This window comes from Bdellovibrio sp. MYbb2, from assembly GCF_056175685.1.
The window spans coordinates 100,574-125,371 of the sequence record NZ_JBJKJI010000005.1; the positions used below are offsets into that span (position 1 = coordinate 100,574).

A 24,798-nucleotide genomic window follows, 5' to 3' on the forward strand; every position below is an offset into this window, starting at 1 on the left:
AATCAAAGGCCTTGAAAGGGGCCGAGAAGGAGAAAACATGAAACTCAACTATACCTTTAAGCATCTGGATCACTCCGATTCCCTGGAAAAGTACACCGAAGAAAGAATGTCCGAGGTGGGGCGTTTCCTGCTTAAAGAAGGTTACGGCAACGTGTATTTCAGTAAGGTTAAAAGTGAATTCTGCGTTGAAATTTCTGTGAACACTCGCGAGAAATATTTCAAAGCCACAGCCTACGGCCCGGATATTTACGGCGCAGTGGACGCATGTGCCGAAAAAATGGAGAAACAATTCCTTAAGACAAACAAACAATATAAAGATCACAAGAAGCCTGAACTTACCAAGGGAGCACGTCAGGAGACGTTCTCACGTTGGAAAAAGGCGGCGTGATTTTGGTGCAAATTTCCTGACCAGCGATTATACTAAGGAGGTGGAATTATCCACCTCTTGTATTTTTGGAACGTTGCTTGGAACAGGAAGAACAGATTCTTTGGGGGACCACCCTTTTTTCCCTGGATGTAAAAGAAGATCAGTATGTCCGTCATTATAAATGGCGCCTTTTGGTTCTGATCACCCTTCTGACCGGTCTGCTGATGTGGACCTACAGCTTTATCTCTTTATTTTTCGTGGATAATCCGACCTTGGCTCAAATCGGCTTTAGCTGTTCGATTGTGCATGCCTTTTCCCCGTTGATTTACCGCTGGAGCCGTTCCATGTCCCTGGCCGCTTATTCCATGGTGACTTCGGGCATGATCTTTCAGTTTTCATTCTCTTATTTTACGGGGGGCTTCTTTTCTCCGACTCTCATCTGGTTTGCGGTATTGCCGCTAATCGTGGGGCTGTTGACCAGCCGGGTGCATGCGGTTTTTTGGACGTTCCTGTCGGTGGGGGCTTATATGCTGATGTTCCTGCTTCAAAGCAAGGGGCTGGTGCCGGAATCCTCTATCAGCGAGCTGGGGCGCACCCTTGCTCAGTTTATGATTGGCTTGGGGCTGATCGGCCTGGTTGGAGGCTTTACAGTGTTTTTCCTTGAGCTTGCCTATTTTTACCATCACAAACCCAAGGACTCTTGACCCCCAGAACTCGTTTTGGTAGCTTGGCCGTTCGCTAAATTCCAGCTCAATTTTGACTGTTTTTTAGGATGGTTCCAGTGGGGGCCGAGCTCATTAACACCCATTCCCTAATGAGGAACGAACGCAGTGAAAAACTACCTGTTTACGAGTGAATCTGTATCCGAAGGTCACCCCGATAAAATGGCCGATCAAATCTCTGACGGTATTCTGGATGCCATCCTGGCTCAGGATCCGAAGGGCCGTGTTGCCTGTGAAACCCTGCTGACGACTGGTTTGGTTGTTGTTGGTGGTGAAATCACAACTTCTGCAAAAGTGAATTTCTCTGAAGTGGCCCGTGAAGTTGTAAAACGCATTGGTTACGATCACTCTGACAAGGGCTTCGACTACAAAACTTGCGGCGTGATGATCGCCGTAGGTCAGCAGTCCCCGGATATCGCCGTGGGCGTTAAAGAAACTCTTTCCGACGATCAGGGCGCGGGCGACCAGGGTCTGATGTTCGGTTACGCTGTGAATGAAACTCCAGAACTGATGCCTTTAAGCATCGCGATGTCTCACAAACTGGTGAAAGACCTGGCGGCTCTTCGTAAAGCGGGTCGTGTGGACTGGTTGCGCCCGGATGCTAAATCCCAGGTGACAGTTCAGTACGAAAACGGCATTGCAAAACGTATCGATGCGGTGGTTATCTCCACTCAGCACGCAGACAGCGTTTCCAATGCAACGATCAAAGAATTCATCACTGAAGAACTGATCAAAAAATCCATCCCGGGCAACTGGATCGATGCGAAAACCAAATTCTTCATCAATCCAACGGGCCGTTTCGTAACGGGTGGTCCAATGGGTGACGCTGGTTTGACCGGTCGTAAAATCATCGTGGACACTTACGGTGGTCACGGTGCTCACGGTGGTGGCGCGTTCTCTGGTAAAGATCCTTCTAAAGTGGACCGCTCGGCTGCTTATGCGTCGCGCCATATTGCTAAGAACATCGTGGGTGCGGGCCTTGCGGAACGTTGCCTGGTTCAGGTGGCTTACGCGATTGGTGTGGCTGAACCGGTCAGCATCACTGTAAATGACTACGGCACAAGCAAAGTAGGCCCTGAAGTTCTTGAAAAAGCGGTTCGCCAGGTCTTCGATTTGCGTCCAGCTCGCATTACGAAGGATTTGGACCTGCTAAGACCGATTTACAGCCCGACAGCGGCTTACGGCCACTTTGGTCGTAACGAAGAGTCCTTCACTTGGGAGCGCCTGAACAAGGTCGACCAGCTGAAAGACGCTGTAAAGACTTTGGCTTAAATTTTTATAAAACCTTAATCATTGCGCCGAGTTGTCACTAGCAACTCGGCGCTTCTTATTTATACTACCGCCCATGGATCCTAAATACATACGCAATTTCTCTATCATCGCTCACATCGACCACGGCAAATCTACTTTGGCTGACGGTCTTCTTTCTGCAACCGGCTCATTGTCGGATCGTGAGAAAAAGGATCAGTTCCTCGACAACATGGAACTTGAGCGCGAACGCGGCATCACCATCAAAGCTCAAACAGTCTGTCTGGATTTCAAATCCAAAGACGGCAACATGTATCAGATCAACCTGATCGATACACCGGGGCACGTGGACTTCTCTTACGAAGTGTCCCGTTCATTGGCAGCGTGCGAAGGCGCGATTCTGGTTGTCGACGCCGCTCAAGGTGTTGAAGCCCAGACTCTGGCCAACGTTTATCTGGCAATGGAAAATAATCTTGAGATCATTCCTGTTCTGAACAAGATCGATCTTCCTTCAGCGGATCCCGAAGGCGTGGCAAAGCAGATCGAAGACACGGTGGGCTTGGACTGCACAGGTATCATTCACGCGTCGGCGAAAGAAAAAATCGGTATCACCGACATTCTGGAAGCGATCGTTGAAAAAGTTCCGCCACCAAAAGCGGACCGCAGCCTGACACCAAGAGCTTTGATTTTCGATTCTTGGTTTGATGCTTACCAGGGCGTTGTTGTCCTGGTTCGTATGGTCGACGGCGTGATCAAAAAAGGCGACAAGATCAAGTTCATGGCCACGGATCGTGACTATGAAGTTCTGCGCATGGGTAAATACAAGCCGTTCCCGCTGATGCAGGATGTTCTTGAGGCGGGTGAAGTGGGCTTCATCGTCTGCGGTATCAAAGATATCCGTGACGTTCAGGTGGGTGATACCGTTACGGCGGCTAAAAACCCGGCGACCCAGCCTTTGGCAGGTTTCCAGCGTATCAAGCCGATGGTTTTTGCCGGTATCTTCCCGGTCGTGGCTTCTGAATACGAAAATCTGAAGGACGCTTTGGACAAACTTTGTCTGAATGACTCGTCTTTGACATTCGAAGTTGAAAAATCCGCGGCACTTGGTTTCGGTTACCGTTGTGGTTTCCTGGGCCTGTTGCACATGGAAATCGTTCAAGAGCGTCTTGAGCGTGAATTCAATCTGGATCTGATCACCACGGCTCCGACAGTTGTTTACCGTATCACTAAAACCGACGGCACCGAGATGATGCTGGAAAATCCATCCGGTATGCCGGTGGAAACCCAGATTGCCAAGTTTGAAGAGCCTTACGTAAAAGTGACCCTGCACACGCCAACCGATTATATCGGCGGCATCCTGAAGCTGTGCGAGGACAAGCGTGGTATCCAGCAGAAGATGGAATACGTCACCGACAAAAAAGTCATCATCGAATACAAACTGCCGATGAATGAAATGGTGATGGACTTCTACGATCGTTTGAAATCCATCTCTAAAGGTTATGCTTCTTTGGAATATGAATTCGTCGGTTTTGAGGAATCAGACCTGGTGAAACTGGATATTCTGATTAACGGTGAGGCTATCGATGCCCTGTCTTTGATCGTTCACCGTTCCAAGGCGCAAAACCGCGGCCGTTTGCTGGCTGAAAAGATGAAAGAACTGATTCCTCGTCAGATGTATCAGGTGGCGATCCAGGCAGCTATCGGTGCCAAGATCATCGCGCGTGAGACTCTGGGGGCAATCAGAAAAGACGTGACCGCCAAGTGTTATGGTGGTGATATTTCCCGTAAGCGTAAGCTTCTGGAAAAGCAAAAAGAGGGTAAGAAGCGCATGAAGGCCATCGGCCATGTCGAAGTCCCTCAAGAAGCCTTCCTCGCGATCCTGAAAGTCGAAGACTAGGAGAATCAACATGAGCGACAAACAACCAAAAAGCTGGGACTTTAGAACGAAACACTTCTGGACAGAGGGTTGGGGCTCTTTGTTCCTGGCGGTGTTCATCGCTTTGTTCATTCGCTGGGGCTTTATCGAAGCTTACGTGATTCCATCGGGCTCCATGTTGCCGTCGCTTTTGATTCATGACCATATCTTCGTGAACAAGCTGACTTACGGTCTGCGCGTTCCTTTCAGCGAAAAATGGCTGGTAAAATTCAACGAACCAGAGCGTGGGGAAGTGATCGTCTTTAAATACCCTAAAGACATGAGCACCTTCTTTATCAAACGCATCGTGGGCGAGCCGGGCGACAAGGTTTACTACGAAAATGGGACTCTTTATATCAACGACAAACCGGTTGAAAAAAAGGTTCCGGCCAACATGGATGACTTTGCATGGCTTCGCGATGCGGACTTCCAGCGTGATGGCAACATCAACGACAGCAAAGAAAACTATGTTGAATTCACTGAAGTCCTGCCTGCGGGCAAGGTCGCCAAAGAGGGTAAAGAGCATGCCATCCTTCTGCGCAAGGGTGATATCTATGAAACCTTTGGCCCCGTGACCATTCCGGATGACCATTTGTTTGTTATGGGTGACAACCGCATGAATTCTTCCGACAGCCGTGTTTGGGGTTTCCTGCCAAAACAAAACATCCTGGGTCGTGCGATGTTCGTATGGCTAAGTTGCGAAGAAACGGTGCCGATGCTTCCGTTCCTGTGCAACCCGCTGACCATCCGCTGGGGACGTTTCTTCCACCCTGTGAACTAGATGTCTGAACCCAAGGCCACTCCCAATCTGAAAGGAACATGGAATCAGGCGATCCTGACTTTTCTGTTTCCGATTCTGCTGGTGATGGGAGTGCGCTGGGCCTTGTTTGAGCCCTTCGTGATCCCATCCGGGAGCATGATTCCGAATCTGCTGATCCATGACCATATTCTGGTAAAAAAATTCGCTTACGGTCTGCACATTCCTTTCAGTGACAAGTGGCTGGTGCAATGGTCAACGCCCCAGCGTGGGGATGTTGTTGTCTTCAAATATCCGGAAAATCCGGATGTCTATTATATCAAGCGACTGATTGGCCTGCCAGGGGATCGCATCGAAGTTCGCGCCGGTCGTATCACCGTGAACGACAAGGCTTTCGACATGGCCCCTTATGAAGGCCCTTTGGTGAACAATAACGAGTTTTATTATTTCACCGAAAACAACACGCAAAAATCCTATGTCGTGCGTTTCTTGAGTGAAGAAAGCTCGGCCGATGTGCAGGTGTACCAGGTGCCGCCGGGGCAGTTCTTCTTTATGGGGGACAATCGCGATCAATCCAGCGACTCTCGTTACTGGGGTTTTGTGAAAAACGATTATTTGGTCGGAAAAGCCTCGGTCATCTGGCTTTCCTGTAACAGCACTTTACCGACGATGACATTTGTGTGCGACCCCTCACAAATTCGTTTCAACCGCCTGTTCAAGGTCCTGGACTGAGAAATAATAAAAAGCCCTAAGAATTCTTTTGAAGGTCTTGCTTAAGTCCGTTTAGGATTTAAGGATGAATCGTTGGCGGGAATATCTAACAACTTTGGTTTTGGCAGTGGTGTGCGCACTTTTTGTGCGTCACTTTCTGGTGACCGCTTATAAAGTCCCGACAGGTTCCATGCAGCCGGCGCTGAAGCCCGGTGATTTCATCTTTGCCTCACGTGTGTCTTATGGTGTGCAGATTCCGTTTGCTTCCAAGCGCTGGAATCTGACTTTGCCAGCTCGCGGGGATATCGTGGTTTTCAGTTATCCCAATCAGCCCTCTGTCACTTACGTCAAACGCGTGGTGGGTTTGCCTGGGGATCGGGTGCAGATCGTAAAAGGCCGCCTCGTTTTGAATGACGAGCCCGTGTCTTATGAAAAACTGGATGCGGCTTCTGATAACCCTAATGCGGAACTCTTTGATATCTTCAAAGAGACTTCCGGTGCTGACTCCTGGCGTGTGATTTTCCAGAAAACTCCGGACGATAAAGATTTCGGCCCGCTGGTTGTGCCTCCAGGAGAGGTTTTCCTGTTGGGGGATAATCGTGATGCCAGTGACGACTCGCGCTATTGGGGCACGGTTCCTATGACCCAGGTGGTGGGCCGCGTGGCTTTAATTTGGCTTTCGCTGGATTGGCAGCAGAAATGGGGTGGCGATCGCTATCCTTCAGTGCGTTGGGACCGAGTTTTTTCTACGGTTCATTGACAAGGTCTGCCCAAGTACCTAGTCTTGGGTTCTAGATGTCGTCTAGGAAAAATTTCTCCATTCTTGATCTTCGTTCGCTTGAAAAAACAAAAATCGATTTCCTATTCTCTATTGCCGACTCTGTTGCGGCGGCAAAATCGGCTCCTATTCAGGGCTTCGGAAAAACCGGAGCCCTTTTGTTTTTTGAAGCCAGCACCCGCACCCGCATGAGCTTTGAAACAGCCTGCGCACGTTTGGGAATCCATCCGTTGCGCCTGGATGGAGGCGCGGGCAGCAGTCTTGAAAAAGGCGAAACCCTTGAAGATACGGTTTTGAATGTCGAGGCCATGAAGCCTTCTTTTTTGGTGATCCGCTGCGGGGATGATCTGGATCTGAAAGATCTTTCCGAAAAAATCAGCACTCCAATTTTGAATGCCGGCTGGGGAAAGAAAGGGCATCCGACGCAAGCGTTGCTGGATGCTTACACCATTCGCAAACATCTGGGCACCTGTGCGGGCCAAAAGCTTCTGATTGTCGGCGATGTTCGCCACAGCCGGGTGGCCGCCTCGCACTTCGAACTGGCAGAAAAGCTGGGTTACGAAGTGGCGCTGTGCGGTCCGAAAGAGTTCCTGCCTGCGCAACCGCCCTGCCGTGTGTTTGCTTCTTTGATGGAAGGACTTCAGTGGTCCACAGCCGCGATGGCTTTGCGAGTGCAGTTAGAGCGCCATGAAAACAAGTATTCCTTGGCGGACTATCGTGATCAGTACGGCTTCACGGTCAAAAACCTGCAGGCCCTGTCGGACAAAGCCCTGATTCTGCATCCGGGCCCGATCAATCAGGGAACCGAGCTTGATTCTGAGGTTCTGAAAGATCCACGCTGCAAAGTTCTGGATCAAGTTTCCAATGGTGTGTTGATTCGTCAAAGTCTGATTCAAATGACATTGAAAGAGGGGGAATGATGCGCGGCTATCTAGTGCTTGAAGGTGGGGAAGTTTACACCGGTCAATGGCAAGGTGGTGAGGATCGCGCCGGCGAAGTTGTTTTCAATACCTCGCACTCCGGTTACGAAGAAATCGCCACGGACCCTTCTTATTTCTCTCAGATTGTGATGATGACGGCGCCCATGCAGGGAAATTATGGGATTGAAGACGAAGTCTGGGAATCGCGAAAGCTTTGGATCGAGGGTTTCATCTGTCTTGAAGTTCAGGACAGCGAACGTGATCAAGCCTGGAAAAAGCGTCTGACTGACAATAAGATTCCAATGCTTACGGAATTGGACACGCGGGCTTTGGCTTTGCGTTTGCGCCAGGGGGGGACTCCGTGGGGAGCATTGGTTCAGGCCAACTCTGAAGCCGAAGCCCTGAAAAAGGCTGAAAGCTTGATCGCTGCCAAAAAAACCGTGGAAAAGGACTGGGTTTACATCGCTTCTCGCAAGGAAGCAGAAACCCGCCGTGGTGAAAATATGGTGGGCCCAAAGGTGGCAGTGCTGGATTTCGGCAGCAAGGAAAACATCCTGCGTGAACTGCAAAACCGCTGTTCTGAAATCAAGATTTTCAACAGCCGCTCCTCGGTTCAGGAGATTCTGGCTTACAATCCGGACGGGATCATGCTGACCAACGGCCCCGGGGATCCTGCGGATGTAAAAGTGGCCATCGGCACAGTTCGCGAACTTTTGCGTGTAAAACCGATCTTTGGTATCTGCATGGGTCACCAGATTCTGGGGCTGGCCCTGGGTGCAAAGACCTACAAGTTAAAATTCGGCCATCGTGGGTCCAATCATCCGATTCGCGACACCCTGCTTAATCAGATTTATATGACTAGCCAGAACCACGGATACGCCGTGGAAGAGGCTTCTTTGCCTTCTGACGTGAAGGTCACCCATGTGAACCTCAATGACGGCACTGTGGCAGGTTTTTATAGTGAAAAACGCAAGTGTTTAGGAATACAATATCACCCGGAAAGTTGTCCTGGGCCGCATGAGGCTTCAGGGCTGTTTAGCTACTTTGTAGAGCGGATGATATGAACGAATACGAAAAACTGATCGAAAAAATTCTTAACCACTTTGTCAGCGACGCATTCAAGGACGAATTGGCCATGGCCAAAAAAGAGTTCTTTGAAAACGCCGGTACTCTGGATGAAAACTCCGAGCACTATGAGTCTCGCATGGCGCAGTTCTACGACTGGTATTTTTTCACCCGTGAACTGAAGGGTTTCGGTCAGACGCCGCTGGAGGCCTGCCTTCTGGTGCGTGAACTTCGTTTCTCTGAGGAAGAGCTGAAAACTCTGGAAGTGCTGAAGCAGCACCGCCATTCCATTTTCGAGTTTGTGAAAATCAAGGACGGCGACGTCTATATCAAGGATATTCTGCAGAACAAAAAAGGCTTCTTCTCTTCCAATGTGATGGTGGTGAAGGCGTCTCCGTTTGTTTTCGGCTTTGACCAGGATGAGTTGTTTGAAGTGCGTTTGATCCCTCAGGGTGATTCCTATGTCTTCACCCGCGGCTTCTGCTTCCATCCTGAAAGTGCGAAGAAGTTCATTCTGAGCGAGGCCAAGCGCCATCGTAAAGATCCGGATCTGGATCCGGATCTGCTGATGCTTCGCCTGATTAAAATGCGTTATAAATTTGAACAGTATAAACATGTGAAGCCTGAGCTCATTTACTCCAATGAGGGGAAGCTCGGGATCTAGTTCGAGGAGGAAAGAGTGCCGCGCAAGTCCAGTATTAAGAGAGTTCTTATTATCGGATCTGGACCCATCGTTATTGGACAAGCCTGTGAGTTTGATTACTCCGGCACTCAAGCCTGTAAGGCCCTGATGAAAGAGGGCCTCGAAGTCATCCTGGTGAATTCAAATCCCGCCACGATCATGACTGATCCAGAGATCGCCACCCGCGTTTATGTTGAACCTTTGAAGGTCGACTATCTGGAAAAAATCATCGCCAAAGAAATGCCCGACGCAGTGATTCCCACTTTGGGCGGCCAGACGGCTCTGAACCTGGCTTTGGATCTGCATGCCAAGGGCATCCTGCAAAAATATAAAGTTCAGCTGCTGGGCGCGACACCTCAGGTGATCAAAGCCGGTGAAGACCGCGAAATCTTCCGCGGTTTGCTGGATAAGATCGGCGCGAAATACCCCAAAAGCCACCTCATCCGTACCTACGAACACGGTCTGCAGATCGCCGATGAACTGGGTTACCCGATGATCCTGCGCCCGAACTACACTCTGGGCGGGGGCGGCGGTGGTATCGCTTACTCTCCGGAAGAATACAAAAAAATGCTGGTGACAGCTCTGCATGAAAGCCCGACATCCGAAGTTCTGGTGGAAGAAAGCATCCTGGGCTGGAAAGAATATGAACTTGAGGTCATGCGTGACCACAAGGGCACGTTCGTAGTCGTGTGCAGTATCGAAAACCTGGATCCTTGCGGCGTGCACACTGGTGACAGCATCACGGTGGCGCCTCAGCAGACTTTAAGTGATCGTGAATATCAGTCCATGCGTGATGAGGCCTGCAAGATCATCAATGAAGTGGGTATTGAAACAGGCGGGGCCAACATTCAGTTTGCCGTTCACCCAACGACAAAAGAACGTGTGGTGATTGAGATGAATCCACGGGTCAGCCGCTCTTCGGCGCTGGCAAGTAAGGCGACGGGGTTCCCGATTGCCAAGATCGCGGCTTTGCTGGCGATTGGTTATTCTCTGGATGAACTTCAAAATGACATCACCAAAGTAACACCTTCTTGCTACGAACCGGCTTTGGACTACATCGTTACCAAGATCCCGCGTTTCGCGTTTGAAAAGTTCGCGGGCTCAAAGGACTCCCTGACCACCCAGATGAAAAGCGTCGGCGAAGTCATGGGAATCGGGCGCACGCTGCAGGAATCCTTGATGAAGGCTTTGGCCAGTCTTGAAAAAGACCCTCAGGCCATTCCAGAGGTGGAACTAGAGACAGGCAAGATATCTTATCCAAACAGCCGTCGCATCTATCATCTGTTCCAGGCCTTCCGTGATGGCAAAACCGTGGCGGAAATCGAGGAACTGACGCGCATCAATCCTTATTTCCTGGAGCACATTGAGGCCCTGATCAAATTCGAAAGAATGTTCAAGGCGGATTTCACTGAAAACAATGTCGATCTTCTTTTGAAGGCCAAACGCAAGGGTTTCACGGATGCCCGTTTGGCAGCTTTGATTGGCAAGAAGGAAGCTGACATCCGCGCTTTGCGCGAAAAGCATCAGATGTTCCCGCGCTATCAGCAGGTGGACACTTGTGCCGGTGAATTTGAATCCTCCACGCCGTATTTCTATTCGTCTTACTGGCCAATGGCTTCGGCCAAAGTTGACGCGCCGGATGCTGTCGTGGTGATCGGCAGCGGTCCGAATCGCATCGGGCAGGGGATCGAATTTGATTACAGCTGTGTGCGCGGGGTGAAGGGTTTCCAGAAAAACGGTCGCAAGGTGATTATGGTGAATTCCAATCCCGAAACCGTTTCCACTGACTATGACACTTCAGACGTGTTGTTCTTTGAACCTTTGACGGTGGAAAGTCTCTCGGAAATCATGCGCTTTATGAAGCCCTATGGTTTTGTGGCTCAGCTGGGTGGGCAGACTCCGATTGGGGTGGCTCCGGATCTGGTGAAAGCCGGTTACCGTTTGCTGGGTTCTTCGCTTGAAACCATCGATTTGGCGGAAGACCGCGGATTGTTCTCTAAAATTTGTCGTGAACTGAATTTTGCAATTCCAAACTCCGGCATGGCCGGTTCTTTGGAAGAAGCCCTTCGCATTGAAAAAAATGTCGGTTACCCGATGATCTGCCGTCCAAGTTATGTTCTGGGCGGCCGCCGCATGGAAGTGATCGAAAACACTGAGGAGCTTCTGTCTTATTTCCAGCGCCACAAAGACTACATCTCTCCTGAAAAGCCGTGCCTGATGGATCAGTTCCTTGCCGGTGCTTTGGAAGTCGACGTCGATCTGGTGCGCGGGGAGGACTGGGTTGTGGTCGGCGGAATTGTCGAGCATATCGAGGCCGCCGGGGTTCACTCGGGGGATTCCATGGGGGTGTTGCCTCCGCACCGTTTGAAACCGGAAACTTGCGAGCGCATCGAAGACCTCAGTAAACAACTGGCCAACCGTATCGGTGTGATCGGCCACTTGAATCTGCAATTGGCCGTGAAGAATGATGTGGTGTACATGCTTGAAGCCAATCCGCGCAGTTCCCGCTCGGTGCCGTTCGTTGCCAAGGCTACGGGCATTCCGCTGATCGATTTGGGTGTGGCGGCGATGCTGGGTAAAAAGAAGAAAGACCTGAAGCTTGAAAACCTCAACTGGAGAAAAACCGAATCCGTGTCCGTAAAGGGTGTGGTATTCCCATTCAAGAAATTCCCGGAATCTGACTCCATTCTGGGGCCGGAAATGAAATCCACCGGTGAAAGCATGGGCCGCGGAAAGAGTTATTCCGAAGCTCTGGCGAAGGCCTTCCTTTCAAGTAACATAAGACTTCCAAAAATCGGTCAGGTGTTCTTCTCTTTGCGTGATAAAGACAAAGAAGTCATGCTTCCTTTGGCGCGTGAACTTCAGCGCATGGGTTACGGGGTGTCGGCGACAACGGGAACCGCGAATTTCTTCAACGAAAAAGGTGTGAACTGCCTTTCGCTTAGAAAAGTCGATGAAGGCCGCCCTCACTGTGTGGACAAGATCCGGTCCGGCGATGTGGCCTTTGTGATCAACACCACCTCGGGCCGCCGTGCGATCGAGGCCAGCTTCGACATTCGTCGAGCTTGTACTGACTATAATATTCCATGCCTCACCGAAAGTGACGCTGCTGAAGCCTTCATTCTTGCTTTGAAAAACGAAAGAAATGAGTCATCATCAGTCGAGGCCCTGGGGGCCATGGAGGAATTTTGAAACGACTTATTCTCGGACTGCTGACACTTCTTTCGATCTCCACAGCTTTTGCGGCGGAGGGCACCTCTGAAGCAGTCCCTCCCAGTATCACGATTGGCGTGATCCCTGGAGGCAATCCCGAGAATCTGCGTGAACAGGGCCTGGCTCTGGCAAAAGAGCTTCAGGCCAAACTCAACATTCCGGTCAATATCTACGTTTCCAAGAACTATGTTGGCTTGATCGAGGCCATGAAGACCAAGAAGGTGGATTTCGCCTTCTTCAGTTCTTCAACATATGTTTTTGCTGAACAGCAGGCTCAAGCCAAGGTCCTTCTAAAGAAGGTATGGCACGAGCCGTACTACTATTCCATGATCATCACGCCGCAAAGATCCGGGATCAAAAGTCTGAAAGCTTTGAAAGGCAAAAAAGTGGCCTTCGTTGATGACAAGTCCTCTTCTGGGTATTTGTATCCTCAGGTGGCCCTGCGCAAAGAGGGTTTGAGTGATACGGACTTCAAAGAAGTTGTATTCACCGGCAATCACCAGGCATCCATTCAGTTCCTGGAAGCCAAGAAAGTCGATGCTGCCGCCGTCTTCAGTGACGATGAAAAAGGCACGCAAGGGGCTTGGGAAAAGTTCGGCACCGATAAAAAAGCGAAATACCGTATTTTGTGGAAAAGCGCTCCGATCCCGAATGATCCATTCTGCGTTCGTCAGGATTTCTATGATGCTTATCCCAAGACAACCCACACTTTGATGTTCGCGTTGATTGATGCTCTGGAACAGAACCGCAATAAAGACACATACTCTGAAATTTTGGGTTCTCGCGACTTGATGCCAGCCACCTCCAAACAGTATGATCCTGTCAGGGAGATGGTGAAAGCTTTGAATATCGAGCTGAAGCCATAGTTTTTCATGGCTGTATTATCAATTGAAAAGCTGAATAAGACATTTAAAGGCGGTCTTTTTGAAAAGGACCGTCATGTGTTGCGTGACGTGACCTTCTCTTTGCCCGAAGGCCAAACTTCCGGCTTTGTCGGCAGCAATGGGGCGGGTAAAACCACCACCATCAAATGTCTTTTTGATTTCATTCGCCCGGACAGTGGTCAGATCAACTTTTTTGGATCCCCTCTGACCAGCGAAAGCAAAACCCGCATTGGGTACCTTCCCGAGCGCCCTTATCTCTATGAATTCCTGACGGGCATGGAATTCCTGCGTCTGCACTGGAATCTTTGTTATGGTTCCGCGATGAAGGACTTCCATGAAAGAGCTCACGAAGCGCTGAAAAAAGTCGACCTTTTCGAAGCCCGTGATCGCCGTCTTAGAACTTACTCCAAAGGTATGTTGCAAAGAATCGGGATTGCTCAGGCGATTTTGACCCGCCCGGATTTGTTGATTTTGGATGAACCGATGTCAGGCCTTGATCCTGATGGGCGGGCCATGGTGAAAGACATCCTGCGCGAAGAACAAAAGCGCGGTGTCAGTCTGTTCTTCAGCAGCCATCTTTTGCAGGATATGGAAGAGCTTTGCACGCATCTGGTGGTGATCAATCGCGGTCAGATTCTGTACGACGGGGTATTAAGCTCCTTCATGGCTGAATTCCAAAGCCTGGAAAAAGCCTTCTCTGTTCTGAAAGGAAAGGAGGAGGGCCGTGTATAAGGTTTTGACTTTGGCACGCACCACTTTGCGCGAAATGTTGCGTGAACGTGTTTTTATGGTGGCCGTGTTGATTGCCATCGCTTTGTTGGGTCTGAGCTTCTTGTTGGGGGCATTGTCCTTTGCTGAGCAACGCAAAATTCTGACGGACTTCGGTTTCTTGGCGATTCAGATTTCGGGTTTGGGAATTTCTCTGTTTTCCGGGGCGTACCTGTTGGCCAAGGAAATTGAAAAACAAACCTGTTTGTTGATTCTGTCCCGTCCTGTGTCCCGTGCCCAGTTCATCGTCGGAAAACTTTTGGGGGTTCTGGCGTTGAACAGTCTTTTGATGGGATCTTTGACCATTTTGCTGTGGATCCTGCTGGGTCTGTGGAAAGAACCTCAATTCCTGCTGTCGTTCCTGGAGATCGCTCTCAGTCTGTGGTGTGAAAGCGCCGTGATTCTGTGTCTGGTGATTTTCTTCAGTCTGGTGGTGCGCCCGGTGCTGGCTTTGGGTGCGGGCTTTATGGTGTTCCTGCTGGGGCATTGGCTGGGGGATCTGGCTTTCTTCGCGGAAAAAAGTCGTGAAGACCTGTTTGTGCAGGCAGTGAAAGTGCTGCACTGGTTGACCCCGAATTTCTATCGTATGAACTGGAAATCAGCGTACTTCCTTGAAAAGGGGATTCCGGCTGAAAATATTCTGTGGATGCTGGCGCACATGACGGGTTGGGCTTTGTTGGCGGTGCTGGCGACGAACTTCTTCTTCAGGAGAAAAGACATTGTTTGATCTGGATGCGGGCTTTTACGTCCTTTTCTTTGTTTTGGGTGCGATTTTTGGAAGTTTCGGCAATGTCGTGATCTATCGCCTGCCGCGCGAGGAAAGTGTCGTCAAGCCTCGCAGCTACTGCTACAGCTGCAAAACCCAGATCAAATGGTATGACAATATCCCTATCCTGAGCTGGTTCATTCTTCGTGGCAAATGTCGCAAGTGTCAGGCCAAGTTCTCTTTCCGCTACCCTCTGGTGGAAATCATCATGGCGGTGCTGTTTGCGCTTTCTTACCACTATGCGGGTCTGACGTGGACGCTGCTTGAATACTTGATCTTTATTTTTGGACTTGTTGTCTGCACGTTCATCGATCTGGATCACATGATTCTGCCGGACGAATTTACTCTGTCAGGGATTGTCATTGGACTTGTCGGTGCAGCCTTGAATCCCCAGCGTGAGTTCCTGGATGCGCTGTTTGGTGTGTTGATGGGCGGGGGCTTCCTTTGGGGGATGGCTTACGTCTATTATATGTTCACCAAAAATGAAGGCATGGGTGGGGGCGATATCAAGCTTCTGGCCTGGATCGGTGCCATCGTCGGCTGGAAAGCCATTCCGTTTGTGATCATGACCTCGGCGATTGTGGGCAGTGTGATCGGTTTGATCGCTGCCAGAAAGCAGAAGGCTGGACTAAAGACGGTGATTCCGTTCGGTCCTTATCTGGCTTTGGGGGCGGTGATTTACCTGTTTGGTGGTGAAGCCATCGCGCTTTGGTACCTCGGTTTGTTCCTTCCTGCTGTCTGATTTGACGGCAAGACCTCGCCTCGGGGCTGGACCTTTTGTTTTCAGCCTCGACCCTTGTTTGACATTCCCCACCCAAGCAGAAATAATTTTAGTATATCAGACTTGGGTCCTAAAGACGTAAGTCTTTGAAAAGACATCTGAGTGGTACAACTGGGGAAGCAGCGTAAGCATGTTTTTTAAATCGAAAAAGGTCATAGGACTCGACATTGGATCGAGCTCCATCAAGCTTGCTGAAATGGACGTCAGTGGCAAGGGCGCCCAGCTTCTCTCTTTTGGTTTTGCACCAACGCCTCCCAATGCCGTGTCCGGTGGGGAGATCGTGGATATCGCCTCTGTCGGTATCGCCATTCAGCAGCTGATCAACGAAGTAAAAACCAAGCGTAAATCCATTGCCACTGCCATGTGGGGAACCGCCGTGATCGTGAAAAAGATCACCATTCCCAAGATGGATCGCAAGCTTATCAAAGATCAGATTCGCTTCGAGGCCGAGCAGTACATCCCGTTTGATATCAACAATATCAGCCTGGCCCACCATATTCTGAATTCCAGTGCATCTCCTGATGCCATGGACATTCTTCTGATTGCTGCGCAGAACGAACTTGTGACCCAGTACACTCAAGTGATTGAGGTCAGTGGCCTGACTTGCGGCGTATTGGACGTTTCTGGCTTTGCATTGGCGAATGCGTTTGAACTGAATTATGGAAAAATCCCGGGCGAAGTGATCGGTATCCTGAATTTTGGTGCCTCGATCACCAACTTCGTGGTTCTGCAAAATGGCGAAGTGATCTTCTGCCGTGACATCCCGGTGGGCGGAGCCAACTACACCAATGAAATCCACAAAGCGATGGGTGTGACCGTGGCGGAAGCTGAAGCCTTGAAGCTCAGCGCGATTTCCCGCCGTGAGGTTCCCGACGAAGTTCACAGCATCATCAGTGCCACCAACGAGGCGGTGACGGAAGAAATTCGCAGCAGTCTGGACTTCCTAAGCGCGACGACCAACGGTCTGGTGCTAAGCCGTTGTTTCTATACGGGTGGAAGTTCAGCGACTTCGGGGCTGGTTGAAACAGTTTCCCGTGTGACGGGTATCATGATGGAACCGTTTAATCCGTTCCTGCGTGTGAAGGCCAATCCGAAAAAGTTTTCTCCTGAATATCTTGATCAGATCAGCTCCTTTGCCGGGGTCGTGACGGGTCTTGCCCTGCGTGAACAGGGGGATGCGACATGATCAAGATCAATCTGGCATCACAAGCTTCTACCTCTGGCGGAGGCTCCATCGGGGCGTCACTGGGGATTTCATCAGACTCCTTTATGGGGGCCGATGAGATCCGCAAAGAGGCGTTGAAGCGTCTGGTGCTTTTGTTGATCGGACCTCTGGCATTGTACATTTATGAAAACCAGAATGTTCCGGGCAAAGTGGCCGAGCTGAACTCCAAGAACCAGATTCTGGTGGAGCTGCAGACTTACAATGCCAAAGCCGCGGATTCCGTGGCCGAGATCAAAAAGTTTAAAGAGGACGAGGCCCTGATGGAGGCTCGTATCTCGGCTTTGGAGAAAATTTCCAAAGACCGTCAGCGTGAGATCCGCGTATTGGATCTGCTGCAGACGGTGATTCCGGAAAAGGCCTGGTTGACTCGCGTGCAGGTGAATCCGACGCGTGTGAACATCCAGGGGCTGGCTTTGAGTGACTTTGAGGTCTCTCAGTTCCTGGAAGCTTTGACCAAGAGTGTGTTCCTGATGGACGTGAATCTTGTCAGTTCCAGTGAAACGGTGACCGACGGGGTCAGTTTGAAGAAGTTTGAAATCAGTTGTTTGTTGGAGAGAGCAAATGAATAAAATATTTGATCTGCTCGCAGTCCAGACAATTGGTAAAATCCTGATGATCGGCCTGGGCCTGACCGCCATGTATTGGAACTTCATGTACGATGACGGTTCCGCCGTTGACGCGCAAATCGTCACGGTGAACCAGCAGCTGCAGGAAGAAGAAAACAAAAAGAAAGACACCGATGCAACTCTGAAACAGGTTCAGGAGATGCAGGAAAAAGTCGGTCAGCTCAGCCAGAAGTATCAGGAGATCTCCCGTCGTTTGCCGGCGGTGCTTTTCTCTATTGATATCAATAAGGCGATCGATGATTTCGCCCGTAATGCCGGCGTCAGCGTGAAATCGAAAAAACCGGGTGAAAACATCAAAAAAGAAGTCGTGGAAGAAGTTCCTGTCGAAGTGTCCCTTGAGGGCACTTACGCAGAACTGGCTCAGTTCACTTTCCTGGTTTCCACGGCCGAGCGTATGGCGCGCGTTCAGAATGTTGTCATTTCTGAAAGCGAACCGGGCTCCCGTAAATTGAAGTTTGAAGGACAGGTGGTTGGTTACAAGCTGGCCCCTGAAGAGAAGAAGCCTGCTACAACGGAGAACCCACAGTGAAGTCTGTAAGATGGATTGTATCTTACATTTTAGTGGCCTCTCTGGGACTTTGGCTGGCCTTTGCGGTCAGCATGAAGTTCATGGCGCCGGCGCATTCTCAGGATGCTCCGTCCAACGGCGATCTTCCCGCAGAATTCATGAAAGAGGTTGAAAACACCCAGGTGCCTCCAGCCGGTGGCACACCTGCGGGCAGTCCGCCTCCTGCGGGCAGTCCGCCTCCTGCGGGCACTCCGGCCGAAACACCACCGGCGGCACAAACTCCGCCACCAGCGGATGTGCCTGCACAGATTCCTCCGCCTCCGGCAAATGAAATGCCGGTTGGGGACCAGATGACAGCTCCGGCTCCGCAGCAGATTTTGTCCAGTGATGGATATATCTATGATCCGACCGGAAAAAGAGACCCGTTTAAGGTCTTTAAAACGGTCCGCCCAACGGGTCCGGAAGCGGCTCGTCCAAACGAGATTCTTGAGCCCCTGCAGCGCTGGGAAGTTGATCGTTTACAGGTTGTGGGTATTTTGTGGGATGTAAGAACACCTCGTGCGATGATCAAAGATCCGGACGGGGCTGTATTTGTAGTGACTAAAAACTCCAAGATTGGCCGAAGCGAAGGATTCGTGGCGGCGATCCGTGAAGGGGAAGTAGTTGTCGTGGAAACGAAATACGACGACGGCAAAGCCTTTAAAGAGTCACGCATTATGGAGTTGAAAAAATAGTTATCTTTTAAGAGGAGGAACTAATGAACGGATTCATTAGATTAGTAATCCTGAGCGCAATGATTGCCTCTCTGACTTCCTGTGCAAGCCGCCCGGTTGAAGACGATCTGTCTTTGGATGGCATGGACTCGTCCGCGGATGTGATGTCTGCTGACGACAGCGCTCCAGCGGCTGAATCAGCCTCTGATGACTTTGCAGAATTCGATGAAATCGACAATCAACAGCCAGCTCAAGCTGAATCTCAAGCGGCTCCTGCCGGTGACCAGGATCTGGCCATCGAAGAGGAAGTGAACGAGGCGGGCGGTCAGGAACAGGTGGCCGATGCGCCAGCTCCTGCTCCGGAAGAAACCAGCCCGACGGAAGATCCGTTTGCTGACAGTTCTGTTGCGGATGTTCCTGCTCAGACTCCAGAACCGACGGTGACTGAAACCACGCCAGATCCGTTTGCGGATCAGCCGCCGGTTTCCGAGCCGGCGCCGGCACCAGTGACTGAAACGATTGCCGCTGTTCCATCCGGAGCTCCGGCAAATATCACGGACCTTAAATTCCGCGCCAATGAAACTGGTGGAACTGTGATCGTGCAGGGGGATCGTCCTTTGACGTACACCACCCGTACAAATCCGGATCTGCGCCAGTTCATCATTGAAGTGGACAACGCCAATCTTCCAGATCGTTTGAAACGCTCTTTGAACACCAAAGACATCAAAGGCAGCGTGGGTGCGATTGATGCTTATCAAAACCCGGGTTCTTCTACCGCACGCTTTGTGATCCAGATGCGTGAAGGTGTGGGTGAGCCGGCGGTTCAGCAGGAAGGCAACAGCCTTCTGATCGTGGCCAGCGGATCTGCTCCGGCAGAGGCGATGGAAGTAACTGATGTCAGCACGGCGATGGAAGACAACAACATCCTGCCAAGCCAGAATCTGACAGAGTTCCTTGCCGGCAACACCAAGTTCTACGGTAAAAAGATCTCTATCGAGACCAGCAACATGGACATCCGTGACGCTTTGAACTTCATCACTGAAGAATCCGGCGTGAACATGGTGATCTCTGAAGACGTTAAAGGTGCGGTCAGCCTGAAACTGCGTCAGGTTCCCTGGGACCAGGCGCTGGTTGTGATCATGAAGGCCAAAAAACTGGGTTACACCCGTCAGGGCAACGTTTTACGTATCGCTCCACTTCAGGATCTGAAAGCGGAAGAAGATGATGCAACAAAACTGGCTCAGGCCAGAAAGAACCTGGAACCTTTGAAGGTTCGCATGTTCCCAGTCAGCTACGCGAAAGTGGACGAGCTAGAAAAGAAGATCAAAGACTTCCTGGGTGACCGTGGCCGCGTGGTCGGCGACGTTCGTACGAATGCTTTGGTTGTGACCGATATCGAAGAAAACCTGGAAAGAGCAGCCCGTCTGATCGCCAGCCTTGATACGCAGCCCGCTCAAGTTTCCATTGAGGGTAAAATCGTTGAGGCGAAAGAAAGCTTCACTCGCAATATCGGTGTAAACTGGAGTGCGACGGGCGCGCCAATCAAGCTGGGTTCCACGGCGCGTGGTCCGGTGAACATGAATCCATCCTTCAACGTGAATCAGAGTGCGGCGGGTTCCTCCGGTGCTTTGAACTTCAATCTGAATGTGGGTACTTTGGACATCTTTGGTACTTTGTCAGCGGCATTGGCCCTGAACGAAAGCGAAGAGCAGGTTAAAATCATCTCCGCTCCGCGTATCATGACCCTGTCCAATGAAAAAGCCGACATCAATCAGACGACGGAAGTTCCGGTTCGTCAGGTGACTCAGAATGGTACGGCGACTCAGGAAACGTTCCAGTTCAAACCGTTGACGCTGAAACTTGAGGTGACTCCACAGGTAACGGCGGATGGATCTGTTATCATGAAAGTACTGGTTAACAGACAATTCCGTGGTGCTGACGTGTCCAGTGCCGGTCAGGGTGCTTTTGCGGTGAACAGCCGTGAAGCCAACACCCGTGTTCTGGTGAAAAACGGTCAGACTGCTGTTATCGGTGGAATCTATCAAAGTGATGCGACCGACGGTGAAGTGGGTGTTCCTTGGTTCCGCGAATTGCCATTCGTAAGTTATCTGTTTAAGACCAAGAACATTTCCAAGGAAAAGTCTGAGTTGCTGATCTTCCTGACCCCAAGAATCATGGGTCAGATTGATTCCAACGCGGGCAATCCGACAACCACTGACTTCTAACGAGGAGGACCCATGCGACACTGGAAAGTTTTATTGTTGGCATTGGTGGCAGTAACCCTGCCAAACTGCTCGCAGACTGAAAGTGATCTGCAGGTGACGGTTTCTCCGTCCCGCACTTATGTGATCAACGCTTCGGCAAAGAGCTGTATAACCAAAAAAACGGAAGACTCCACCAACCCCTCGCCAAACGACGTCGGTGCGGCATTCTTCCAGGTGCAGTATCTAACCGTGGCTTGGCCGAACGTCGAAAAGACCCTCATTGTCGCCTCTGTGCGCCTGAAATTCCAGGGCGGGCAGTTCTCGGGCGGTTCTTACGTGTGTGAGTTCTCTGGCGACAATTTGCTGGCTTTGAACGACACATGGTGGGCAAAAGGTGAGGCTGCCGTTGGCGGCCCGGAAATCGCAAGCTACAAGGCTCCGACAAACGCGGCCGAAAGATACACTCCCGCTCAGAGCGTGTCTGCCACTTGTCCTATCGTGTGCGGTGGCTTGAGCGCCTCCAACTCTTTCCAAGCTTCAGGAACGGTTGATGTGATCGGTTTTTCTCGTGACTCCACGGGCGAGCTGACTCCTGAAAGAACCACCGGCTTCATTTCCATCGAAAGCCTTGGCGACTAAGTCATCTGACAAAAGTGAATATGTAAAAAGGGCGGCAAAACCGCCCTTTTTTATTTAGGTTTGACCCATCTTGGCAGTCCTCGCTTAACTTGAAGTGAGGTGAATATGAAAACCACTTTACTTGTCGTATTGTCGTTGGCGATAGGGATTGGAATTTCCTGGGCAGGTATGAAGCCTTTTGCCGTCAGTCAGTTCACCGATGGAACAACGGTGGAAACAATCCTTGTAAGGCCTGAAGCGACCGAAACCGCTATCTATCAGATCAAGCAGCCAGATGGGGTTGTCTGCTATGCAATCAGTGGTGCTCGCAACCCAAATACACCCACGATCAGTTGCATTAAATAGTGGATTCTGGGAAGGGGATGGTTTATGACCCTCCTATGGATCTTTTTTCTGCATCTCAAGCCTCCCATGGAACTTCACCGCTGTCAGAAATCCTGCGTCCCAAGACGCTGGATGATATCTTTGGGCAGCAAAAGACCCTGGGGCCTCAGTCCAAGCTAGGACAGATGCTTCGCAAGGGCTATTTGCCCAGCCTGATCATTTGGGGGCCTCCCGGTACTGGGAAGACCACTTTTGCTCTGGCCTTGTCCCAGCACTTCAATGCGCACTATGTACATTTGAACGCGGTGGATTCCGGTGCCAAGGCGCTGCGGGAAGTGGGCGAAGCTGGCAAAGACCGTCGCCTTCAGTACCAGCAAAAGACCATTCTTTTCGTGGATGAAATTCACAGATTTAACAAAGCCCAGCAGGACGTGCTTTTGCCGTTTGTCGAAAAAGGCGATCTGGTACTGGTTGGGGCAACCACCGAAAATCCCAGCTATGAGTTAAACCGCGCCCTGCTCAGCCGCTGTCGTGTGGTGATTTTCGAGCGTCTGTCCGAAGACGATCTGAACAACATCGTCAAACGTGCTGAAACCCACTATGCAAAGCCATTGGACAGAATCCTGACCGAGGACGCCCATAAAAATCTGCTGGAATACTCCGACGGCGATGCCCGTCGTCTGATTAACAGTCTTGAGATTCTATACACCTTTACAAAGGATGAGGTGGAAGGCCCGCTGCTGGATGTGAACGACATGCGCGAACTTCTGCAGCAGAATCCTCTGGGCTATGACAAGAACTCTGAAATGCATTACGACACCATTTCGGCGTTTATTAAAAGCATTCGTGGCAGTGATCCGGATGCAGCCATGTATTATCTGGCAAGAATGCTTGATGGCGGGGAAGACCCGGTGTTTATCGCGCGCCGTTTGATTATTCTGGCGTCGGAAGATATCGGAAACGCTGATCCTCGCGCAATTTCAGTGGCGATCGCGGGTCTGCAGGCGGTGGAAGCCATTGGTCTGCCCGAGGGAGCAATCACTCTTTCCCAAGTGACGACATATCTGGCGTCTTGCCCGAAATCCAACGCTTCCTACATGGCTTTGCACAAAGCGCGCGAATTGGTGGAAAAAACCCGCACTCTGCCGGTGCCTCTGCATTTGCGATCTGCAAAGACGGCGCTGGCGAAGGATCTGGGATACGGCCGCGATTACAAATACCCGCACAACTATCCAACGGGCTGGGTGGAACAGTCCTATCTGCCGGAAGAAGTTGAAAAGACCGCGATCTATGAACCGACCACAAGAGGCTTTGAAAAGAACATCCGCGATTACCTTGGCTGGATGAAGCTGAAGAAGGATAAGGAATAGTTCTATATATAAAGAAGCCCACAGACTGTGCTTTCAAACAGCTGTGAGCGGTCTGTCTGAATGAAATAAAAAAAAAGCCCCCGTCTGTGAAGAAGGGGGCTTTTTAGTTTTTAATCTCAATGAAAAACTAGATCGCTCTTTGTGCGCAAACAGTCACGCAGGGTTCTCCGCCCTGAGCAACGTAAGAGAAGCGGGTGTTACCCGGGATTTCAACACGGTCTCCGGGGCGCAGGACAAACTGATTGCCGGAAACGTTGAAAATCATTTCACCACTGATGATAACTCGCACTTCAGCAAAGGGTTTGCGGTGGTCGCCGACTTTCTTAGCCGGTTCTAAAGTTTGCTCATACGGCTCCATGCCTTCTGATTCCAGAATCATAAGAACCTGTTGTTTGCTTGGGATGATCGGAGCTTGCCAACGTGTGATGATCATAGTGTGTGCCTCTTTCAGGCCAGTTTATCTCAAATCGGAACGCCCGGGACAAGGCGCGCCGCCGACGAATCCCGGCTTGAAACAGTATCACGAAATTTTATTCAAATTGCGACAGGATAAGAGGCCGGATTCTCATCTTTTTTTGTTTTCTTGTTAAGTCCTTCAAGGGATTGTCGATATCTCTAATGTAAGTTAGAGACGCCCTATATATTAGGGGAGGGTAATTTGAGCAGTTCTAAAACGAAGTCGACACATGCTGAGCTAGATCACATCCTGAATTTTGTCGATGCCTCCAAAGGTCTTCGTGCGAAGATCAACGAGTCAGGTCGAGTGCAAATTCGCCAGGATCTAGACGGGAAATTATTCTCCTTCAACACTCAGGACGTGAATGAAGTCCTTCACCGCGCAGACTCTGAAGGCAAGCCCTTCATTCAGGTGAACTTCAAGAACGGCACAAAGGTGCTGCTGACAGAGACACTGGTAGGATTCAAGCCACTGGAAACCCTGGGTTTGGATATGTCCCGTATCCCTAAAGTGGTGACAACACCGGACCTATTGAGTGTGTACGAGGCTATTGAAGAGTCCATGGGAGCCGACAACGGCCTGGATCACGAGGTTGAAATCCTTAAAAAGGTCTATACAGCCATCGTATCCGGAGGCGAAAAGGTCGGGTTCGACCTTAGTTTTGAAAGAAAGTGGCTCAACAGACTGCTTGCGTCAAAATTCAAGGCTAGCGCCTAATCTTACGTAAATTCAAATACTTATCTATGTTTTTTACAATAACCGAGGCCCCTGCCTCGGTTATTTATTGAGCAACTTCAGGTGAGTTATTAAATTTTCGAAAAAAAGCTATTGACCTTTTTCGGCCCTTACGAGAAAACAGCTCCACTTCGTTCGGGGGCATAGCTCAGCTGGGAGAGCATCTGATTTGCATTCAGAAGGTCGCAGGTTCGATCCCTGTTGCCTCCACCAACTTTTTCTTCTTCTTAACTAAGACTTAGGTCGAAAGTTAAAAAAAAGAAAAAAGATAGTTGACGGGGACAAAATCTTTGATAAGATTGGTTCCTCGCGATTCGGAATAAAACGAAGTCACGATAAAATGTTCGCTCTTTGAAAACTGAATAGCTAGATAAAATAGATTTTTGGGCTCTTTGAATACCGAGTAATTGGTATTCACAA

25 protein-coding genes and 1 tRNA gene are annotated in these 24,798 nt (G+C 50.4%); 25 read left to right on the top strand and 1 reads right to left on the bottom strand.

Annotation, left to right across the window (positions count from 1 at the left end; genetic code table 11):
* The first annotated feature begins 37 nt into the window (after positions 1-37).
* The 23 genes from hpf to AC04MQ_RS18360 all read left to right on the top strand — a co-directional run bounded on the left by hpf (position 38) and on the right by AC04MQ_RS18360 (position 23,186).
* A complete protein-coding gene (gene hpf, locus AC04MQ_RS18250; RefSeq protein ID WP_015089988.1) occupies positions 38-388 on the top strand; it encodes a ribosome hibernation-promoting factor, HPF/YfiA family in 351 nt (116 codons plus the stop codon).
* A 77-nt stretch (positions 389-465) separates the two neighbouring features.
* On the top strand, positions 466-1,071 hold the full coding sequence (locus AC04MQ_RS18255) for a hypothetical protein (protein WP_475392770.1): 606 nt from the start codon (positions 466-468) through the stop codon (positions 1,069-1,071).
* 126 nt (positions 1,072-1,197) lie between these two features.
* Positions 1,198-2,361 carry a methionine adenosyltransferase gene (metK, locus tag AC04MQ_RS18260; RefSeq protein WP_015089990.1) on the top strand — a complete coding sequence of 388 codons (1,164 nt, stop codon included), beginning with the start codon at positions 1,198-1,200 and terminating at the stop codon, positions 2,359-2,361.
* 73 nt (positions 2,362-2,434) lie between these two features.
* The gene (gene lepA / locus AC04MQ_RS18265) at positions 2,435-4,234 is read left to right on the top strand and encodes a translation elongation factor 4 (RefSeq protein WP_015089991.1); all 1,800 of its coding nucleotides are present in this window, start codon (positions 2,435-2,437) and stop codon (positions 4,232-4,234) included.
* 10 nt (positions 4,235-4,244) lie between these two features.
* A complete protein-coding gene (gene lepB, locus AC04MQ_RS18270) occupies positions 4,245-5,033 on the top strand; it encodes a signal peptidase I (protein WP_015089992.1) in 789 nt (262 codons plus the stop codon).
* On the top strand, positions 5,034-5,741 hold the full coding sequence (gene lepB / locus AC04MQ_RS18275) for a signal peptidase I (protein WP_015089993.1): 708 nt from the start codon (positions 5,034-5,036) through the stop codon (positions 5,739-5,741).
* Between the two features lie 64 nt (positions 5,742-5,805).
* Positions 5,806-6,480 (top strand): signal peptidase I, encoded by a 675-nt coding sequence (lepB, locus tag AC04MQ_RS18280; RefSeq protein WP_011163401.1) that lies wholly within the window; start codon positions 5,806-5,808, stop codon positions 6,478-6,480.
* 35 nt (positions 6,481-6,515) lie between these two features.
* Entirely contained in the window at positions 6,516-7,418 is a 903-nt protein-coding gene (locus AC04MQ_RS18285; protein WP_475392771.1) for an aspartate carbamoyltransferase catalytic subunit, read from the top strand.
* Positions 7,415-8,482, top strand: coding sequence for a glutamine-hydrolyzing carbamoyl-phosphate synthase small subunit (gene carA / locus AC04MQ_RS18290; protein ID WP_475392772.1), 1,068 nt, complete (start codon positions 7,415-7,417; stop codon positions 8,480-8,482). Before AC04MQ_RS18285 ends, carA begins: the two co-directional genes overlap by 4 nt.
* Complete coding sequence (locus AC04MQ_RS18295; RefSeq protein ID WP_011163404.1) at positions 8,479-9,147, top strand: DUF7986 domain-containing protein; 669 nt, start codon at positions 8,479-8,481, stop codon at positions 9,145-9,147. Before carA ends, AC04MQ_RS18295 begins: the two co-directional genes overlap by 4 nt.
* A 15-nt stretch (positions 9,148-9,162) precedes the next feature.
* The gene (gene carB / locus AC04MQ_RS18300; RefSeq protein ID WP_427721107.1) at positions 9,163-12,357 is read left to right on the top strand and encodes a carbamoyl-phosphate synthase large subunit; all 3,195 of its coding nucleotides are present in this window, start codon (positions 9,163-9,165) and stop codon (positions 12,355-12,357) included.
* Positions 12,354-13,244 carry a substrate-binding domain-containing protein gene (locus AC04MQ_RS18305; RefSeq protein WP_011163406.1) on the top strand — a complete coding sequence of 297 codons (891 nt, stop codon included), beginning with the start codon at positions 12,354-12,356 and terminating at the stop codon, positions 13,242-13,244. Before carB ends, AC04MQ_RS18305 begins: the two co-directional genes overlap by 4 nt.
* Positions 13,245-13,250: 6 nt before the next feature.
* Positions 13,251-13,994, top strand: a complete 744-nt coding sequence (locus tag AC04MQ_RS18310) for an ABC transporter ATP-binding protein (protein ID WP_374027993.1) — start codon at positions 13,251-13,253, stop codon at positions 13,992-13,994.
* Positions 13,987-14,757 carry an ABC transporter permease gene (locus AC04MQ_RS18315; RefSeq protein WP_226988010.1) on the top strand — a complete coding sequence of 257 codons (771 nt, stop codon included), beginning with the start codon at positions 13,987-13,989 and terminating at the stop codon, positions 14,755-14,757. The genes AC04MQ_RS18310 and AC04MQ_RS18315 overlap by 8 nt, the downstream gene beginning before the upstream one ends.
* The gene (locus tag AC04MQ_RS18320; protein WP_475392773.1) at positions 14,750-15,538 is read left to right on the top strand and encodes a prepilin peptidase; all 789 of its coding nucleotides are present in this window, start codon (positions 14,750-14,752) and stop codon (positions 15,536-15,538) included. Before AC04MQ_RS18315 ends, AC04MQ_RS18320 begins: the two co-directional genes overlap by 8 nt.
* A 169-nt stretch (positions 15,539-15,707) precedes the next feature.
* Positions 15,708-16,763: a type IV pilus assembly protein PilM gene (gene pilM / locus AC04MQ_RS18325; RefSeq protein ID WP_475392774.1), complete on the top strand. Its 1,056-nt coding sequence runs from the start codon at positions 15,708-15,710 to the stop codon at positions 16,761-16,763.
* Complete coding sequence (locus AC04MQ_RS18330) at positions 16,760-17,371, top strand: PilN domain-containing protein (RefSeq protein ID WP_011163411.1); 612 nt, start codon at positions 16,760-16,762, stop codon at positions 17,369-17,371. The genes pilM and AC04MQ_RS18330 overlap by 4 nt, the downstream gene beginning before the upstream one ends.
* A complete protein-coding gene (locus AC04MQ_RS18335; protein ID WP_475392775.1) occupies positions 17,364-17,957 on the top strand; it encodes a type IV pilus inner membrane component PilO in 594 nt (197 codons plus the stop codon). Before AC04MQ_RS18330 ends, AC04MQ_RS18335 begins: the two co-directional genes overlap by 8 nt.
* On the top strand, positions 17,954-18,670 hold the full coding sequence (locus AC04MQ_RS18340) for a pilus assembly protein PilP (RefSeq protein ID WP_475392776.1): 717 nt from the start codon (positions 17,954-17,956) through the stop codon (positions 18,668-18,670). Before AC04MQ_RS18335 ends, AC04MQ_RS18340 begins: the two co-directional genes overlap by 4 nt.
* Positions 18,671-18,693: 23 nt before the next feature.
* Positions 18,694-20,874, top strand: coding sequence for a type IV pilus secretin PilQ family protein (locus AC04MQ_RS18345; RefSeq protein WP_475392777.1), 2,181 nt, complete (start codon positions 18,694-18,696; stop codon positions 20,872-20,874).
* Between the two features lie 12 nt (positions 20,875-20,886).
* Positions 20,887-21,492: a hypothetical protein gene (locus AC04MQ_RS18350; protein WP_475392778.1), complete on the top strand. Its 606-nt coding sequence runs from the start codon at positions 20,887-20,889 to the stop codon at positions 21,490-21,492.
* 105 nt (positions 21,493-21,597) lie between these two features.
* The gene (locus AC04MQ_RS18355; protein ID WP_041577013.1) at positions 21,598-21,837 is read left to right on the top strand and encodes a hypothetical protein; all 240 of its coding nucleotides are present in this window, start codon (positions 21,598-21,600) and stop codon (positions 21,835-21,837) included.
* A 35-nt stretch (positions 21,838-21,872) separates the two neighbouring features.
* A complete protein-coding gene (locus tag AC04MQ_RS18360) occupies positions 21,873-23,186 on the top strand; it encodes a replication-associated recombination protein A (protein WP_015090009.1) in 1,314 nt (437 codons plus the stop codon).
* Positions 23,187-23,313: 127 nt separating this feature from the next.
* Here AC04MQ_RS18360 and AC04MQ_RS18365 read toward each other — a convergent pair whose 3' ends face one another.
* Positions 23,314-23,619 (bottom strand): cupin domain-containing protein, encoded by a 306-nt coding sequence (locus AC04MQ_RS18365; protein WP_015090010.1) that lies wholly within the window; start codon positions 23,617-23,619, stop codon positions 23,314-23,316.
* A gap of 225 nt (positions 23,620-23,844) precedes the next feature.
* Here AC04MQ_RS18365 and AC04MQ_RS18370 point away from each other — a divergent pair, with 225 nt between their 5' ends.
* Together AC04MQ_RS18370 and AC04MQ_RS18375 are read left to right on the top strand one after the other, a co-directional pair.
* Positions 23,845-24,360 carry a hypothetical protein gene (locus tag AC04MQ_RS18370; RefSeq protein WP_015090011.1) on the top strand — a complete coding sequence of 172 codons (516 nt, stop codon included), beginning with the start codon at positions 23,845-23,847 and terminating at the stop codon, positions 24,358-24,360.
* A 155-nt stretch (positions 24,361-24,515) separates the two neighbouring features.
* Positions 24,516-24,591 (top strand) — tRNA-Ala (locus tag AC04MQ_RS18375).
* The last annotated feature ends 207 nt before the right edge of the window (positions 24,592-24,798 follow it).

Coding starts and splice junctions, on each gene's coding strand:
- AC04MQ_RS18330 (WP_011163411.1), top strand. CDS start 16,760: ATGATCAAGATCAATCTGGCATCACAAGCTTCTACCTCTGGCGGAGGC.
- AC04MQ_RS18295 (WP_011163404.1), top strand. CDS start 8,479: ATGAACGAATACGAAAAACTGATCGAAAAAATTCTTAACCACTTTGTC.
- carA (WP_475392772.1), top strand. CDS start 7,415: ATGATGCGCGGCTATCTAGTGCTTGAAGGTGGGGAAGTTTACACCGGT.
- pilM (WP_475392774.1), top strand. CDS start 15,708: ATGTTTTTTAAATCGAAAAAGGTCATAGGACTCGACATTGGATCGAGC.
- hpf (WP_015089988.1), top strand. CDS start 38: ATGAAACTCAACTATACCTTTAAGCATCTGGATCACTCCGATTCCCTG.
- AC04MQ_RS18310 (WP_374027993.1), top strand. CDS start 13,251: ATGGCTGTATTATCAATTGAAAAGCTGAATAAGACATTTAAAGGCGGT.
- AC04MQ_RS18335 (WP_475392775.1), top strand. CDS start 17,364: ATGAATAAAATATTTGATCTGCTCGCAGTCCAGACAATTGGTAAAATC.
- lepA (WP_015089991.1), top strand. CDS start 2,435: ATGGATCCTAAATACATACGCAATTTCTCTATCATCGCTCACATCGAC.
- lepB (WP_011163401.1), top strand. CDS start 5,806: ATGAATCGTTGGCGGGAATATCTAACAACTTTGGTTTTGGCAGTGGTG.
- lepB (WP_015089993.1), top strand. CDS start 5,034: ATGTCTGAACCCAAGGCCACTCCCAATCTGAAAGGAACATGGAATCAG.
- AC04MQ_RS18365 (WP_015090010.1), bottom strand. CDS start 23,619: ATGATCATCACACGTTGGCAAGCTCCGATCATCCCAAGCAAACAACAG.
- AC04MQ_RS18355 (WP_041577013.1), top strand. CDS start 21,598: ATGAAAACCACTTTACTTGTCGTATTGTCGTTGGCGATAGGGATTGGA.
- lepB (WP_015089992.1), top strand. CDS start 4,245: ATGAGCGACAAACAACCAAAAAGCTGGGACTTTAGAACGAAACACTTC.
- AC04MQ_RS18345 (WP_475392777.1), top strand. CDS start 18,694: ATGAACGGATTCATTAGATTAGTAATCCTGAGCGCAATGATTGCCTCT.
- AC04MQ_RS18285 (WP_475392771.1), top strand. CDS start 6,516: ATGTCGTCTAGGAAAAATTTCTCCATTCTTGATCTTCGTTCGCTTGAA.
- AC04MQ_RS18350 (WP_475392778.1), top strand. CDS start 20,887: ATGCGACACTGGAAAGTTTTATTGTTGGCATTGGTGGCAGTAACCCTG.
- AC04MQ_RS18360 (WP_015090009.1), top strand. CDS start 21,873: ATGGATCTTTTTTCTGCATCTCAAGCCTCCCATGGAACTTCACCGCTG.